The sequence below is a fragment of the Clostridium sp. genome, from assembly GCF_050717545.1.
Taxonomy (GTDB): Bacteria; Bacillota; Clostridia; order Clostridiales; family Clostridiaceae; genus Clostridium_AD.
Window position 1 is genome coordinate 12,714 of the sequence record NZ_JBOITN010000044.1, and the last position, 16,886, is coordinate 29,599.

A 16,886-nucleotide genomic window follows, 5' to 3' on the forward strand; every position below is an offset into this window, starting at 1 on the left:
ATAAAGCCAGTCCACTACTGTCTTTATCTTATTTCTTTACTATGTTAATTTCTTCTTAATTGCTCATAATTTCATTTATAAGAGAATATTTTTACGCACCTCTATTCCTATTCTACCTTTCCAACTATTTGATGAACAGATTGCTTAATTACATTTAATGCATATGGATCAACCTCTTCCCCTGGTGCAAAAACTGTTTCAGGAATATATGTATTGTCCAAAATATTCTTTCTAAATAGAACCTCATACCAAGTTGATGCCAATATATATCTTCCATAAACATATGTCATATGAAAACCATCTCTACATAAAGACTTGCCACCTTTTTCATATATAAATGGCTCTTTGCCCCGTGCTTCTTGAACCACATCACCACACGGAATAATTTGTGCTTCTACTTCACCCGCAGCGAAAGTATTGGCCTCACATAACCTTTGATACATTTCTTTCTGATTATTGTGATACCGCCCGAAACAATCGTGTTTACTACCAGTTTCATAAGCCCAAGTTTGATGTAATAACCTCTTTGCATTTGGTACTTTTTCTTTTATATATTTAAAAAGTTGATTAATATATGGATAATAAGTATCTGCTATTCCACTGTCTGAGCTTGCCTGTTGCGTTATAACAAAATCCCAATCTTCTTGTGCAAGAGCATCTTTAATAGAAACATACTGGTTCGTAGATTTACCATCTCTCTCATATAAATATAATTTTGCATCCGATTCTATGTTATGCCAATGCGTTTCTATAGAACATCCTCCAATATAGAGATTTACTACTAACGCATCAATTCCATCAGCTTTTGCTAACTTATACAAATAATGAGTTGCATCTTGTGAAAAACTATTGCCTATCGCTAAAATTTTAACTTGTCCCATAATTTAATCTCCTTTCTAATAATAATCATCTTATTATATTTGTATAGTGCTTAAATTATCATTTTTCATTAATTCATCAAAAATAGCTGCACAAGCGATGTTCCACTCATTCCATATACTAGACTTTTAATCGATAAGAAACAAAAGCTAGTGTCTTATTATCGTGGGACCACGAATTCACATTAAATGTTCCCTGTCCACCAAACAATTTAACAACGGTTGTGAAGTCACCACCCTCCGTTGACATCAATCGTATCTCTACGTTTTTATTTGCTGGATGATCACAAGGTTCTACATCCCCTTTCTTGTAAGCAATGCATGCAACTCGTTTTCCATCAGGTGAAATATGTGGAAACCAGCTGTTAGACTCATCAAAGGTAATCTGAATTATATTGGATCCGTCTTTCTCCATGCGCCAAACTTGCATTAAGCCACTTCGAGATGAATTAAACCATATATATTTACCACATGGTGAGTATTCAGGTCCATCATCTAACCCAACTAAATTAGTCAATTGAGTTTCATTACCACCAATTGCTGGAATAGTGTAAATATCATACTGTCCATTCCTTTCACCACAGTATGCTAATGTTTTTCCATCAGGTGAACATCCGTGCAAGTAACTAGGTGCAATAGGTGTAACTAGTGTAGGTTCTCCTCCTGTTAGTGGGAATCCATAAATTCTAGACTGTCCGTCCTCCAATGTTTGATGGCTAACCCATAATCGTTTACCATCCAATGAGAGAATATGGTCGTTATTACAATCAACAGCAATGCCTGAATATATTTTCTGGCTTACTTTGGTTTCTATATCAAATATATACATATGACCTTTACTATTATAGACCAGCGATTCACCGCTTGGAGTCCAGTTTGGTGCTTCGATCAAATCCTCGAATTCTCCCATAACAATCCTTGTTCCAGAATCAACATCAATGGTTTCCAAAATACTGACAACACCGCGGTTTTCGCGTTCACGTGGCGAAGTAAGAACATTCATATTATCCCTCCGTTTTTTTTATATTAGATTTAAACCTTATCCATTAATATATTCTTCATTACTTAAGGAGCCCCCTCATTCTATCAACCTCTTCCTTGCTACACTCCATATCGTTGTAAGGAGCTTTTTCTTTAATTTGCATAACTGAATCATCTAAAGAAACCACAAATTCTCTTTTCTCCTTTATGTATGTTTTTTTCATACTCAAGCCTTTATAAAAATTCTTTATATTAATAAAAAGATGAACTAATAAACAATTTACCACTACAGCTAATATAACATAAATAATTAATTGCAGCATATTTAATATAGCTGTAATCAAATGATTACTCTCACTTTCGGCTCCTAAATTTTTCAATGGATTAGTAAGTCTAGACCTATCAACATTTGCCACTGGTTTAATTTTTTCTGCCTGTCCATCACTGGCCATTGTAGCATTAAAAAAATCTAGAATCTTACTTGTTAGCATATCAAATAATTTATACTATCATATGAGGCTATAATTTTGTTTATTCCAAACAAATCCCTAGTATGAAGTTCAATTTTTTTTATTTAATAGAATCATCTTTTACCACCAATAATATTTAATGTTTTAGCCTCCAGGTTAACCTACTTAATTTAATCCACTTAAAATTTCACCTACTCTAATTATACTCTTATTTCAACTCAATTAAATTAGTAATAGTCACAATATTTAGTGTAATCAGTTAAATAATTCCACTACGCTTATACCCTTAAACATATGTAATACAACTAACTTTTAATGATACACTAATATTTTATAACAATACTATACTATAATCTTCATGTATTATTACCTTTTATACAGTTAATTTGGTATCAAACAAGAAAGAACCACCGAAATATATTCAGTGGTTCCAGTGGTTCCAATTCTTATATTCTCTTTTTACTTGCTCCAAATTAAAGTTCTAGCTGGAATATTATCATATATAAATTTAGCATTGCTTAACGCAAGCCTTACACATCCGTGTGATACTGGGACCCCTAGAGTGTTATCTATAATATAATTCCCTTTTCTATCATATAAAACGCTATGAAACAAATAGTTCCCGCTTATTTGAGTATAGTATTTGCACCTAGCGCCTCCAGATGATATAAAATAACTTCCTTTACTTCCCACAGTGAATTTACCTTTAACCGTAGGTGTGCTTGTTTTTCCAGTAGAACAAGACATTGATTTAACAAGTTTCCATTTTTTATTTGAACCCTTAAATATATTTACCTTCTGCTTGGGTAAATCAATCCAAACAAAATAAGTAGTGGAGCTAGAAAGATTTCTACTGTTCACTAAATTCTCTAATACACTTGTAGATGTCGTAGCTTTAGTTATAGGTTTTTGTATCTCAGGTTTTCTATAAATAGGAGCCTTATACATAGTCGCAGGCGTAGGATATAAATCCATTTTCTTAAGCGTTGATGCACCTACTATACCATCTTTGACTATCTTATTTCTTGTTTGAAAGTCCATAACCGCATAGTATGTTAATTTACCAAAATCACTATCTAAGTGCAGGTTATAACCAAATTTATTAAGTTTTACCTGTATTTCTTTCACTTTAGAGCCCTTATCTCCTAACTTAAATGATGTTTTAACAACTTGTTGTTTTTTCGTTGAAACTACATTATTAATAACTACATTCTTTATAACTTCATTTTCATTAATAGTGTAGCTTGTATTTTGTTGATATACTTTTGCTCCTATAGGTGGTAACTTGGTAGCTACACTTTCTTTACCTGGCAAAGTACATCCACTTAAAGCAATTATAAATATAAAAAGAATACATGATAAGTACGTTTTATTCATACTGAATACCCCATTTTTTTTAAAGAATGGATTCGTCTCTTATCAATATATTCTCTGAAAATTAAACTGTTACTAAATCTTAAATTTTAATTTTTTTTGTTTCTGCTACGTTATTTATATTACCCTTAGTTAACTTACTTGTAGCCCTAAAATTAATAAGAGAACCTATAATAATAAAAACAATTCCTATTGTCGTATTTAAAGCAATAACCTCTTTTAAAATTATCAAAGCTAGAATTGGTGCTAATGCTGGTTTAATGAAGAATACAATTGATGCAGTAGACACAGAAGTTTCCTCCATTGCTAAAATATAAAATGTGTACCCCAGCCCCGTGACGCAAATACTAATGTAAGCTAGCATTGGTATATTTTCTATTGTTATACCTTGGAAAATTGGAATATTTGAGAATTCGTTTAATCCAATACCAGAAAAAAAGCTCGATACAAAATCTAATTTTGTAATAAGAATAAGTACTAACATTTCCATGCTACCAATTAAAAATGTAAAGCAGGTTATTACCACGCCTCCAAATTCCTCAATTTTCTTGTTACTTATTACACTATATAAAGCAAAAGTTACCGAGGATATAATAATGAATATTGTCCCTTTTAAACTAAGTTCCATGCTAAAAGGATTTAATATACATATCATTCCAATTATACTAAGTACCATTGAGATAATAGTGTGTTTATATAATTTTTCACCAATTAAAAAATAGGCAAACGTAACTACAAATACAGGATTACAACTGAAAAGTATAGCTACTAAAGATGCCTTGCAGTATAAAATAGCAAGTTGGTAAAATGTCATACTCACTACCACACAAATAAATCCTGTAAGCGAGAAAAACAAAATATCATCTTTAGTTAATGAAGTTTTTTTACTCTTCAATTTCTTTATAGCAAGTGGTGATAAAAGTATCGCCCCTACAAAAAACCTTATGAAACTTATTTGTATAGGATTAAAATCATTTGAAACCATTTTCAAGACTATTTCCATAGTACTGAAAAGGAAAGCAGATAGAATTATAAACCAATATCCTTTTTTCATTATAACGCCTCTAATATATTAAATTTGATCATGTTAATAATACAGTTAATAATATTATTAAAATAAATAATTGTTATTATAGTTCACATAATCTAATTATATATTACCACAAAATGATATAATTCACCTAAATCTATATACACCTATCTAGCTATATATACACTTATCGAAACTGAACCTGAAACATCGTTAAACACATCTACCGCTTGAACTTGAAATTTATATGTTGCCCCAATTTTTAAACCAGTTATCGTAATAAAATTACTAACGACTGTTGAAACTAAAGCACCATCTTTATAAACATTGTAGCCTTTTATATCTATTTCATTGTTTTTATTCCAGCTTAAATTAACTGCTCCTAAGGAGGCATTAAATCCATTCAAATTTATTGGTTTTGATGGTTGTCTTATCAAATCAAGTGAAGGACATAAGCTTTGATCCATGTTTGTATATCCGCCGATGACTGCTGATTGCGTAAACTGCCAAATATTATAGCCTTTCCACCCACCAAAACTCATAGGAGTATCGTCACTAAACTTCAAATAACTATTGAATTCATAGTACTCAGCATTCCAAAGAGGTAGATTATTTATTGTGATAATATCTACGCTGATATTCCAATCATTAAAAAAAGACCTGTTTGTATATATCATTATAGTTCTACCTGTATATGCTTTAAAATGATCGCAAAATACTTTAGCCCAATCAATTATTTGTTTCCCAGTAAGTCCCACATCAATTTGGCCAAGCGGCGGTTCTATATCTAAGACGGGAAGTATATCTCCATATCCGCTTAAACCTGCTTTACCCATAAGACTTAATATATGGTCAGCATAGCTTTCAGCCTCAATATTTGCATTATTTAGATTATAATCTAAATTAGACCAATGAGGAATATAGTAGAATCCTATTAAAAGGCCAACAGATTTTATTCCTATTGTATGTTTTTGCGCCATAAAATCAGGGTTATACCCTTTATTAATTACACTATTACCAGCCCTAACATAAACATATTCTACTCCATCACCTTTAATTTTATCCCAATCTAGTTCAGGCGTATAAAAAGAAACATCCGTACCTTTTACATAACCAGAACTTTGGTTAGCTTTTGACCAATAAACTGGTCCAAGCGAAGGTATAATACTAACCCGAGCTATATTGCTATATCCTGAAAAAACTTTACCTTCAGTATAAGCTGTCACTTTATAATCATAAATTCTACCAATTTTAATAGCTGTATCTACAAAAACTCGATTTGCCGTAGATGCTATAGGAATATTGTTTCTCAAAATATAATATCCACTCACCTTCACATTATCGTATGCTGGTTCCCAAAATAACACCACACTTATTAGCGTATTTCTTTGAACTATTAGTCTTGTTGGAGCCCCTGGCGCTACTCTATAATTCATTATTAAATCCGAATCCTGATTCCTAGTAATATACACCCTTCAAATCCCCCCTATATGTATTCTTATAATCAATATATTCATATAGTTAGTTTTTGTGTTTTATTTTATTACGCAAAAAGCATCCAAACAATTACTTATGGATGCTCATCGATGCTCTTAATTAATTGTAACTTCATTTATAGTTTTTACTTCTTCATTTAATTCAAATAAATCCTCAAAAATTCCATCAATGGTGCTTTCATCTATAAATGCTCTAAGTTTTGGGTTACGTTCCTCCGTATTAATATATTGAATGAAATATCCTCCTACTTTTTCAGCTATACTTAATTTAACGGATATATTTTGCTGAATTCTGTCCTTGTTAAATAAAGTAAATAAAACATTTTTTTCTGTAATTTTTATTTCAATTTTTTTATAGTACTTTATATCAATATATTCATTTGAATCTGTTGTTGCGCGAATATTTCTTATATTATATTTGTCCAAATTACTATTAAAAGCCTCAACAAAATTTTGCATCGCCTTACTAATAATATTTTTATCAATAGTCAAATTTCTTAATTGTAAAACTAATTCTTCTTTCCAATCCATTCCATTCACCGCCCCTTATTAAAATATTCAGAGTGCGAGGAAAAGATTACAGTATATTAACAAATATTACTCCTGCCTACGTTTCAAAAATAATTCAGTTATTTATTAATGTCGTTAAAATTTCTTCAGTTACTAACCTACTTGAATTTAAGACTAGAGATATTCCAGGACCAGGATGCAATGAGCTACCAACAAAAAATAAATTATCAGCTTTACTTAATTTAAAATGTGGTCTAAAATAGTTTGTTTGCGTTAGTTTCGGGCTAAGACCGAAAGCTGCACCACCATATGCATTAAATTTACTTTCCATATCTAGTGGTGTAAGATAATTTTTATATTCAATATTTTCTTCTATATCCTCAAGTCCTTTAATACTTTTCAATTCGCTCAAAATCATATCTGTTAATAAATTAATGGTATGTTTATCCCAAGTTATCTGCTTAAAAAAGAGATTAGGTACCCTAATCATAATATTTAAACAATCACCATCATTTTTTGCCATGCTCTTATCTATTCTACTTGGGCAATAAATATATAGGGAATAGTTTTTAGGTAAGGTACCTTTAAATGCTGACTCAATGCTTTCTTTGAAATTTTTACCTAAGTATATATTATGAACTGATAATTGTGGGTATTTTTTTCTAAGCCCTAAATAAATAATAAAAGTAGAGCAAGAGTATTTCATTTCAGACAGCTTCTTATCGGTATACTTATCTTTATAATAATCATCTTTTACTAAGTTTTTCATAGCATAAGGAAAGTCAGCATTACATACAATTATATCTGCTTTTTTTATGCCTTGGGATGTTTTTATACCAACACATTTATCCTCTGAAAATAGAAATTCCTCCACAGTTACTTCTGTCTTTATGTTTCCACCAAATTCAAATATTAGCTTTGATAGAGCATTAATAAATGAATACATACCACCCTTAAGATACCACAATCCATATAGCTGAGATACAACAGGTATAAGAGTATAAATGTTGGGACCATTAAATGGAGATATTCCAATATACACACACTGAAAGGCTAAAAAATTTCTAAGGTTTTCATTTTTTATATATTTTGAAATATAATCATATGCATTAGAAAGAGTATGAATTTTAAGAGCTTTTAGTAAAGTTTCTAACTTAAGAATATCTTTAGGATTTTGTTGAGATTTTTGTAAAAAATATTCATTTGAAATCAAATACTTTTCATAAACATCAGCTATAAATTTAAAATATCCTAGAGAGTCTTCTTTGGAAATACCTTCTAAGGTATTTGTTAAACAAGATATATTGTTATTAAAATCCATAGTAGTCCCATCAACACAAAAAAGCCTATATGTAGGATCTATTTGTATAAATTCCAAATAATCATTATAATTTTTATTAACATATGAGAATATTTCTTTATAAGTATCAGGCATCATTAATATAGAAGCTGATAAATCAAAGCGGAAATTTTTCGTTTCTATAAAATTAACATATCCACCAATAGTTTTATTTTTTTCATATATTTCCACCTCATATCCATTTTTTAGAAGTCTTAAAGCAGTAGATAGCCCCCCAATTCCTGCACCTACAATAATTACTTTTTTATTCATAAAAATACTCCTTTCAAAATTATCACACCATCATATTATATAGTATTTCCAAATGTTTCAATAATTATTAGACACACATAAAAATTATAGATATTTTTGGATGGGGTTGTTGGGCCAGCTATTGGAGCACTACTTATGGGATATCTCTGAACAGGCTGGCCTTAAATATATTAAAAGTAATTCAATTTTATTAGAAACTTTGATATTAGTTAGTATTATGGGAATATTTGTTTTCAACTACAATGTTCTAATAATACATATAACTAAAAAACAGTAGAATAAGCCTTTAGGCTCTCTACTGTTTTTTTCTCTATGCCACTAAATTACTAAAAACGTGTACTTATAGTTCTTTTTTTATATCTTAAAAAGTAAATTCTTTCTTGTTTTCATCGTTAAAGTCATATTCCGCGTTCATATCATCTACTGTCCACTTCTTTGAAGATTCATCATAAATTAAAGTATAATTCGTAATTGTTTCAGATATTACTGTTGAAGGGATTGTTTCCCCTTCATAATAATATGCAGAGTTATAAGTTTCTAAACTAGATACTTGTGCATAATACTTATTTTCCATTTGATATGTTTTTATACTATCCAAATCAAATGCGCTTTTAGTTAACCCACCCGTATACATATTCTTACCGTCAATCATGTCTTCTACAGAAGTTATTATTGATGCCATAGCGTTTCCGCTTGAACTTTTAACCTTGGTAATTGACCTAGATTTAAATGCTTCAACCTGCTCTTTACAAGATGTATTAACAGTTTCCATTACGGAATTTTTCAAGCTCTCATTAACTGCATTAATCTCAAGGTAAATGCCACTGCTTCCATCCACTGGAACCTCCCCGCTTTTTACAGTACCCCAAGGGAAGTCCTTTTGTGCGTACAACTTCACTGAGCTATCCTTTGAAACTGGTCCAAAATTTTTAGCATCCTTAATTAATATTCCAGTGTCTTTTCCATTAGCAATAAGCTTTGCATCCTCATATTCTGAATCTACCGCTACTTCATATCCATCCAAATATATTTCTTGCTGCTTTATTGTTTGACTAACATCAGATAAATCTAACTCTTCTATTAAATCGATTTGAATAGTTTGTTCAAGAGATATGTACTCTCCCTTTAGGGTAGCTCGCATTTCATATAATCCCGGCGTATACGGACCAATTTCCTTTGCAAAGTCATCTTGATTTGCAGTACACACCAATTTGTCATCTAAAAAAATTTGTGTATCTTTATAATTTGTATATACATTTATATAAACAGGTTTAAGGTCAAACACATATTTATCATAGAAAAGCCATGTCTTACCTTTTTTTTCTAATGTGAATAAACTACTTGGGTCAATATCTCTTTCACTTCCTGTTAAAACCTCAGTTGATTTAGCAGGAAGAATAGGTGATAGTGCCATTTTAACAGATTGATTATTGATGGACTTAATGATTTCATTCCCATACGATGGAGTTTTATCTATATATTTTAGTAGTGCCTCCATACTTTTAGCATCAACTTTTAATTTTGGATCTGTTGATACTATATAACTGGCTAGTTTAGACGAGTTGTTTGTAGCTATTGCCCGACTAAACCTAGCAACTACTTTATCTCTGCTATTCAATGATTCTCCCACCTTGTAAAACCCAATAATTATAACAAGACCAATTGCTACCGCTATGGCTATTTTTTTCTGAGTTTTATTTAGATTTAGTTTTGGTAGTTTTATATTTAGACTCTGCGAAGGTTTATTAATAACCTCATCTGTTACTTCAGGTTTGAGTGTACTTTTTTCAATAGTTGGACTAATTTCACTAGGCTCAACTTGCTTTAATACTGATTGTCCGCATTTCATGCAATATTTATTTCCTTCTTCTAGTTTTTCTCCACATTTTGTACAAAATTTCATAATCTTTCTCCTCACCCCTCGTATAGATATATTATTTTTACTCTGCCATTAACTATTTATTAATAAATCTCTAATGATACTAACATCAGATAATACGAACTTATAAATTACAAATAAAGCACAAACTATTACTATTGAAAAAATGACTGCTAGCGCATATGCTATCTTATCATCGTCAATATCAACTGCTTGTTTAATATTCATTGTTATTATAGCAAATGATGCTATGATTCCCATTAATAAAGCAACTGCTCCTAATGATGTGCTAATGTATGCTAATAATAAACTTAAGAGTTGCCCGCATAAGGCTGGAATTGTTGCAAGTATAACAAGTTTTATTATCTTCAAAGAATTAACATAAACTTTTGTAAATAATTTTGCAGCTACAAAGATCCCAAGAAACATTATCCCAGATACAACTATATATAAAATAATTCCATGTAAAAATGCATTACTAAAAGGGATTTTTATAAGTTGCCTAGCTTTATCATAGCTATATGAACTACCTAAAAAATCACTTGCACCAAAAATATTTAGTCCACCACTTATTGAATTCATAATATTGCTCATAACTGTAGCAAGTTTTATAAGGGTTACATCTAATGTATCTATAAATTGCTGTAATTTCCATACCGAAAACAAACCTTGAATAAGCACAAGTACTATGCCAAGAATTATTGTTGATTTTCGATCTATATTCTTCATTAAATCTTTAGCTATAGATACTGGTTTAAGAATCATGTTCAAAATAATAGCTAACGTTTGTTTTGAGTGTTTGCTTACCTCCTTGGTATTTATACTTGGCATAGCTACGTATTGTTGCTGCGAATTTTGCCCAGAGGGTTGTTGCAAGTTGTTTTTTGCATCCTCAAGCCGAGCACCACAGTCACCGCAGAAAGTATCCCCCTCGTATAACTTAGAACCGCATTTTTGACAAAATGACATAAATATCTCCTCCTAAATTAATCTACTTTAAATATTTATGCTTTAATCCTTAAGTTATTCTTTTATTCATAATTTGTATAGCAACTGCCTTTCCCACAAAACAGACAAAAAAATAAGCCCTAGCATTGGGCTTATTTTATAATTTACAAATTATTTTCTCCAAGAATTAACTTAACCCTCTTTGTCCTTCATCTCTAGCAATTTTCCTAAGTTTAATAACCTGTTCTTCTGTTCCTAGAACTACCATCGTATCACTCATTTTCAGTATCTGGTTTGAACTTGGATTAAAAACTAATTTTTTATTACTATTTTTCTTGATTGCTAAAACTATTAGTCCCGTTTTTTCAGGGATTTTAACTTCCCTAAGACTTCTATTTATTATAATAGAATCTTCACAAATAGTAACATCCTCTAAGTCTAAAATTACATCTCCAGCATGGGTTACAATGTCTAAAAAAGCAATAACTGTAGGTCTAAGCATTAACGCTGCCATTCGACTTCCGCCTATTTCATTTGGAGAAATTGTATTGTTTGCACCTGCTTTTTTTAACCTTTCATTTGCGTTTTTATTTATAGCTCGAGACACAATGTATAAATCACTATTCATCTCTCTTGCGGTTAGGACAGTATAAACATTGTCCGCATCTTTAGACAATGAAGATATAAGACCCTTAGCATTCTTTATTCTTGCCTTATCTAATACCTCTTCTTGAGTGGCATCTCCTTGAATAGCATAAACTTTATCATCTATTAGTTCCTTTATTATCTCTTCATCTTTATCTATTACAATAAAAGGGACATTACTTTTTTTAAATTGTTTTATAGCATTTGCCCCTGTTTCACCTGCGCCACATATTATATAGTGGTCTTTTATCTTAGTCATCTTAACTTCCATACGTCGCCTCCTCCAGGCATCTTTTAAATCTCCTTCTAAAAACGAAGATACTATGCTGCTAAATAAATACCCCACGGTCCCTAAACTTAAAAAAATAATAAATATTGTGAAAAGCTTAGCCCCTTCATCCATAGTAGCAACTTCCGCATACCCCACTGTTGATATGGTGATAACAGTCATATATAATGCATCTACAAAGCTAACATCTAATAAAATTTTATATCCTATTGTTCCTATGAGGAGCAATGCTATTAGTATAGTGATAACAAAATTGAATTTACGGTAACCTTTCATAACTCCTCCCCCTAATCCGCTCAAAAAATTATACCATAAAAAGGTATATTTTACATAAAGAATATCCTAATTAACTGCATTATTGTTGTATTTATTATAGCAAAACAATACCTTAGTTAATATGCCATTGTTTTATTTATTCGTAATATTTGTTAATTAATGAAATAACTTACCCTCTAAAAGAATATACATATCCTATATTAATTAAATTGGAGATACTATGGGCAAAGTTATAAGTTTTATTAATCTAAAAGGTGGTGTAGGTAAAACTACAACAACCGTCGCACTAGCCGAATTCCTAACTTATGAATTCAACAAAAAAGTGTTAGTTATAGACTTAGATCCACAAACTAATGCTACAACATTACTTATAAAACAAGATGTTTGGGACACGGCAAATAAAAATAACAAGACTATTTATCAGATGTTTTTGGACGAATTTAACAAGACAAAAGCTTTTAATATGCAAGACTCAATAATAAGTAAAACTTCAAATGTTAATGGTGGGAATGAAAACCTTCATTTGTTACCGTCAAGTATTGATTTAATAAATCTAACCGATAGAATTTCGGAACTTGATAAAAATCACGAAACAAATAATATTTCTATTCCAATTCTATCAAAACACTTAACAAAAGATATAATTGATCTCTACGATTATGTTTTAATTGACTGTCCTCCCAATTTAGGCCTCATTACTTTGAATGGAATTTATATAAGTGATTACTATGCGATTCCAGTAATTCCTGATATTTTATCTACCTATGGCATACCCCAAATGCTAAACAAGATGGATGTCTCGAAAAGAAAAATTAAAATGTTAAACACTTCATATAATTTATCTCCATTAGGATTAATTGTTAATAAAATGGTAAAAAACAGTGGAATGCATAAACGTACCTTAGATGATTTAAAAAGTAGGCAGAATTTGCCTAAGAATGACTCTAGCTATGTTCCTAAACTTTTTAAGTCAACAATATTTCAAAGAGATAGCTCTTGTACTATTGCTGATTTTGAAAACATGGGGACCACTACAATTAAGCAAAAATATAATACCAATTATATTGACTATAAAGATCTTGCTGCTGAATTTATAAGTAGAACTAATTTGTAAAGGGTGATTTTGAATGATAATTACTAAAAAAGCTCAGATCCTTCAGCTTTATAATGATGGTTATAAATCTGATGACATTATAAAAAAAGGATTCACAAAAAAATATGTTTCCCAGGTTTTAAAGGATGTTACTAACACTGATCCCGCCACAACCTTAGCTAACGCCTCTACAATAAATTCTCTAAAAGAATTAGTATCAACTGTTGAATATTTACAAAATAAATACGATGGATTAAATATAAACATTAGCATTTCAATTAAAGTCGATAGTTATAATGACATCCCTATTGAAAACAAATCAGAATTGTTTAATCCAGTTACCACTTTTAGGGACATCGGCACCAATGCATTAAAAGAAAAACTAATGCCTCTTTCATTGAAGAATTTAGTTAAAATAGCAAAAACATACACCCCTGACTTAAGTTGCAAAATCTATAGAAAAAAAGATATTTTACTTATTGTTGACTATATAGTTGAGAGAGCCACTAACCTCTCAAGAGTTGGCCAGGTGTTTAGAAATGTAGGTAACCCATAAATATAAATAAAGAAAAGTTATATGATATTGAGTTGGGAATTTTTTTCCCAAGCCAATATCACTTATTAACTTTCTTTTAAAATATGTTCAACTCCTCCCCCTAATCCACTCTTTTTCCACTACATTTTTATGTCCTTCCATTCTACCTTAAAGCTAATTCTCCACAAGATGACGTTTGCTATTAAAAGTGCTATGCCATAAACTCCAACTAACATTATATTATTCTTAATAAGTATATGAATTCCAGCAAATACTCCAACCACAATTATTGCAATAAATGATGGGCCTACAAGTTTACCACTATCTGCTGTAGCAAATTTTACGCTAAACGGCATTGCCTTATTTGATATATTAAAATACATTAACGTTACTATTAAAAGTACTAAAAACATTACTATTAAATCTGGAATTATAGATGCCCCTTTAAATATTAAAAATACTCCACCCTCTAATATATAAAGTGGTATTATCAGCTTAAATATAGTTCCTTTTACTGCTCCTTTTAATAATACTCCAGGATTCTTTATTGGTAATACCTTATATATATAGGCTCCCTTATAAGAATCACTATTACTTATAAAGCCTGTACAAAAGCATAACAAAACTATACTGATATATATTAATAAATGAATTTCACCACCAAACCCTGTTTGAATATTTTCCATAAATGATTTACCGTTTGTATCCATAAATATAAAAAGGACAGGCATAAACACTGCCATTGCAAGTGTTGGATACACCTTAATCTTCAAATTTCTCTCCGTAGCTATCATATTTTGAGTGAATTTAAACATACTTCTTTCAATCTTGTCCTTGCATACAAGTCTTGCAATAAATTCTTTTCTTTTCTCATTCTTCCTACTTATTGTCCCACCGTTTTCATTTAATTTTTGTAGATTCTTTTCAAAATAAGGTACTACACTTTTAATATAAAGTGTAATTAACAAAATAGGCCCTACTATTGCAAGCACTGATAAACCTATTAGAAAAGGTTCTTTATTCCCATCTATTAACACCCCAAAAATCGATGCAAACCACATAGATGGAAGTAGTGCATGCCAATATTTAGGAACGTACTCCGTATTCATATTTGTAGCATTAGAAATTCTAATAACCAATTGATATCCAAAGGCAAATACAAAGGCCAATAATATTTGAAAATAATTGATAATGTCCTTTAATTTTTCTCCATCAAAAAACTTTAAAACCAAAGTATATAATAAAGATGTTATAGTTATAACTATTAATACTGAAAGTATTATTTCTATAAAAAATATCACAAAAAACAAAGCTCCATAATTTATTGTACCAATAACTAATGGAATCAAATTTAATGATAATGATAAACCGGCTAAATATAAACATATATGGGTGATTTTCGCTGCATTAAATGTCTTACTATCAATTGGCTTTGGCAATAATATGTTTTTTTCTTTAACATCTAGTAAAACTGCTGAAAAGTCCGATATCATAAGTGATATCATCATAAAGAGATTTATACCTACTACAATATTGACAGATTTCATTGATGACATACTACTTGTCATTATTAACCCTATAAAAATGCTCATAAAAGCATTAAACATAAGTAAGCTTAGATAATTGTTTTTCTCCTTGCTCTCATCTGTTTTTTTACCACCTTTCATAACATTACTTACTCTGCGACCATCCATAATTAGTTTTATCTGTAATATCATTCTCATATTCTTATAATTAACACCTGACTTTTTATACAAAACTTTAAATTTATCTAATATCCTAAGTACGGCAAAATCCTTCATCATTACACCTCTTCAACCAAAGAAACAAATTCTTTAGCAATCTCGGCATGCTCATTAAAGCCAGTTAGCTGATTGAATATTTCCTCAAGTGATCCTTTCTTATCATTATTGTTAAGCTCCTCGAAACTTCCGTCAGCCACTACTTGCCCCTCATTTAAAAGTACTATTCTATCACTTACCTTCTCAACAACATCCATTATGTGTGAAGAATAAAATATAGTTTTTCCGCTCGTTGCAAGCGCTCGCATAACCTCTTTAAACACCATTACACTATTAGCATCTAATCCACTTAAAGGCTCATCAAAAAATAATATATCTGGATTATGAATTAAACTACATATTATAAGTAGCTTTTGTTTCATACCTTTTGAATACGAGGATATTCTAGAATTTATAACACCCTCCATTCCAAATAGGCCCATCAATTTTTCAACTCTTCCTATAAGTTTTTCCTCTTCTAGTTCATATATTTCACCTAAAAAAGTTATATACTCATAAGCAGTTAAATTTTCATATATGTCTGCAAGTTCTGGCACATAACCTATTTTCTTTTTATACTCTACACTTCCATTACTTATATCTTGTCCCAATATTTCTACTTTACCTTCATATCCTTCTAATATCCCAAGCATTATTTTTATAGTTGTGCTTTTACCAGCACCATTTGAACCTATATATCCAATTATTTGACCTCTAGGAATTTCTAAATTTATTCCATTAAGCACACTTTTACTCCCATAACTCATATGTAAATTCTTAATTGATATTATACTTTCTAAATTTTCCATAATAACTTCCTCTCGAATGTATTCTTTATATTCTATCTAGATTTATTACTACTTTTTATTATATATGAAACAGCTTGCGGAAAACAACGTGGATAACATTTTTATAGTTTAGAGTTAATGTTTCTATGCGCAAAAAAAGTATATATTACGTATAATGCATTGAAGCGAGTTTTAGAACTTCTTATTTTGTTTTTAATTGATATGCGTTAAGAAAAATATATGTTTGAGCGTAGCGAGTTTATATTTTTTAGCAGATTAATTAAAAATAAAATTAGTAGTT

General features: G+C 30.3%; 15 protein-coding genes. 2 read left to right on the top strand and 13 right to left on the bottom strand.

Features of this window, described 5'->3' with window-relative positions; genetic code table 11:
* Positions 1–107: 107 nt before the first annotated feature.
* The 11 genes from ACREVX_RS16070 to ACREVX_RS16120 form a co-directional block, all read right to left on the bottom strand.
* Positions 108–881, bottom strand: a complete 774-nt coding sequence (locus tag ACREVX_RS16070; protein ID WP_431545228.1) for a DUF4886 domain-containing protein — start codon at positions 879–881, stop codon at positions 108–110.
* A 118-nt stretch (positions 882–999) separates the two neighbouring features.
* The gene (locus tag ACREVX_RS16075) at positions 1,000–1,827 is read right to left on the bottom strand and encodes a TolB family protein (RefSeq protein ID WP_431545229.1); all 828 of its coding nucleotides are present in this window, start codon (positions 1,825–1,827) and stop codon (positions 1,000–1,002) included.
* A 112-nt stretch (positions 1,828–1,939) separates the two neighbouring features.
* Positions 1,940–2,350 carry a hypothetical protein gene (locus ACREVX_RS16080; RefSeq protein WP_431545230.1) on the bottom strand — a complete coding sequence of 137 codons (411 nt, stop codon included), beginning with the start codon at positions 2,348–2,350 and terminating at the stop codon, positions 1,940–1,942.
* A 438-nt stretch (positions 2,351–2,788) separates the two neighbouring features.
* On the bottom strand, positions 2,789–3,706 hold the full coding sequence (locus ACREVX_RS16085) for a L,D-transpeptidase family protein (protein WP_431545231.1): 918 nt from the start codon (positions 3,704–3,706) through the stop codon (positions 2,789–2,791).
* 79 nt (positions 3,707–3,785) lie between these two features.
* A complete protein-coding gene (locus tag ACREVX_RS16090) occupies positions 3,786–4,757 on the bottom strand; it encodes a DMT family transporter (protein ID WP_431545232.1) in 972 nt (323 codons plus the stop codon).
* Between the two features lie 143 nt (positions 4,758–4,900).
* On the bottom strand, positions 4,901–6,205 hold the full coding sequence (locus tag ACREVX_RS16095) for a GH25 family lysozyme (protein ID WP_431545233.1): 1,305 nt from the start codon (positions 6,203–6,205) through the stop codon (positions 4,901–4,903).
* Positions 6,206–6,325: 120 nt separating this feature from the next.
* Positions 6,326–6,760, bottom strand: a complete 435-nt coding sequence (locus ACREVX_RS16100; protein WP_431545234.1) for a hypothetical protein — start codon at positions 6,758–6,760, stop codon at positions 6,326–6,328.
* 94 nt (positions 6,761–6,854) lie between these two features.
* On the bottom strand, positions 6,855–8,351 hold the full coding sequence (locus ACREVX_RS16105; RefSeq protein ID WP_431545235.1) for a phytoene desaturase family protein: 1,497 nt from the start codon (positions 8,349–8,351) through the stop codon (positions 6,855–6,857).
* 361 nt (positions 8,352–8,712) lie between these two features.
* A complete protein-coding gene (locus ACREVX_RS16110; RefSeq protein WP_431545236.1) occupies positions 8,713–10,254 on the bottom strand; it encodes a zinc ribbon domain-containing protein in 1,542 nt (513 codons plus the stop codon).
* 48 nt (positions 10,255–10,302) lie between these two features.
* Complete coding sequence (locus tag ACREVX_RS16115; RefSeq protein WP_431545237.1) at positions 10,303–11,199, bottom strand: zinc-ribbon domain-containing protein; 897 nt, start codon at positions 11,197–11,199, stop codon at positions 10,303–10,305.
* A gap of 166 nt (positions 11,200–11,365) precedes the next feature.
* Entirely contained in the window at positions 11,366–12,388 is a 1,023-nt protein-coding gene (locus tag ACREVX_RS16120) for a potassium channel family protein (protein ID WP_431545238.1), read from the bottom strand.
* A 220-nt stretch (positions 12,389–12,608) separates the two neighbouring features.
* Here ACREVX_RS16120 and ACREVX_RS16125 point away from each other — a divergent pair, with 220 nt between their 5' ends.
* Entirely contained in the window at positions 12,609–13,502 is an 894-nt protein-coding gene (locus tag ACREVX_RS16125) for a ParA family protein (protein ID WP_431545239.1), read from the top strand.
* A 13-nt stretch (positions 13,503–13,515) separates the two neighbouring features.
* Positions 13,516–14,037 (top strand): hypothetical protein, encoded by a 522-nt coding sequence (locus ACREVX_RS16130; protein WP_431545240.1) that lies wholly within the window; start codon positions 13,516–13,518, stop codon positions 14,035–14,037.
* 119 nt (positions 14,038–14,156) lie between these two features.
* On the opposite strand, the gene ACREVX_RS16135 is transcribed toward ACREVX_RS16130, so the two are convergent.
* Positions 14,157–15,821 (bottom strand): hypothetical protein, encoded by a 1,665-nt coding sequence (locus ACREVX_RS16135; RefSeq protein ID WP_431545241.1) that lies wholly within the window; start codon positions 15,819–15,821, stop codon positions 14,157–14,159.
* Positions 15,821–16,606 (bottom strand): ABC transporter ATP-binding protein, encoded by a 786-nt coding sequence (locus ACREVX_RS16140; RefSeq protein ID WP_431545242.1) that lies wholly within the window; start codon positions 16,604–16,606, stop codon positions 15,821–15,823. The genes ACREVX_RS16135 and ACREVX_RS16140 overlap by 1 nt, the downstream gene beginning before the upstream one ends.
* Positions 16,607–16,886 lie beyond the last annotated feature (280 nt).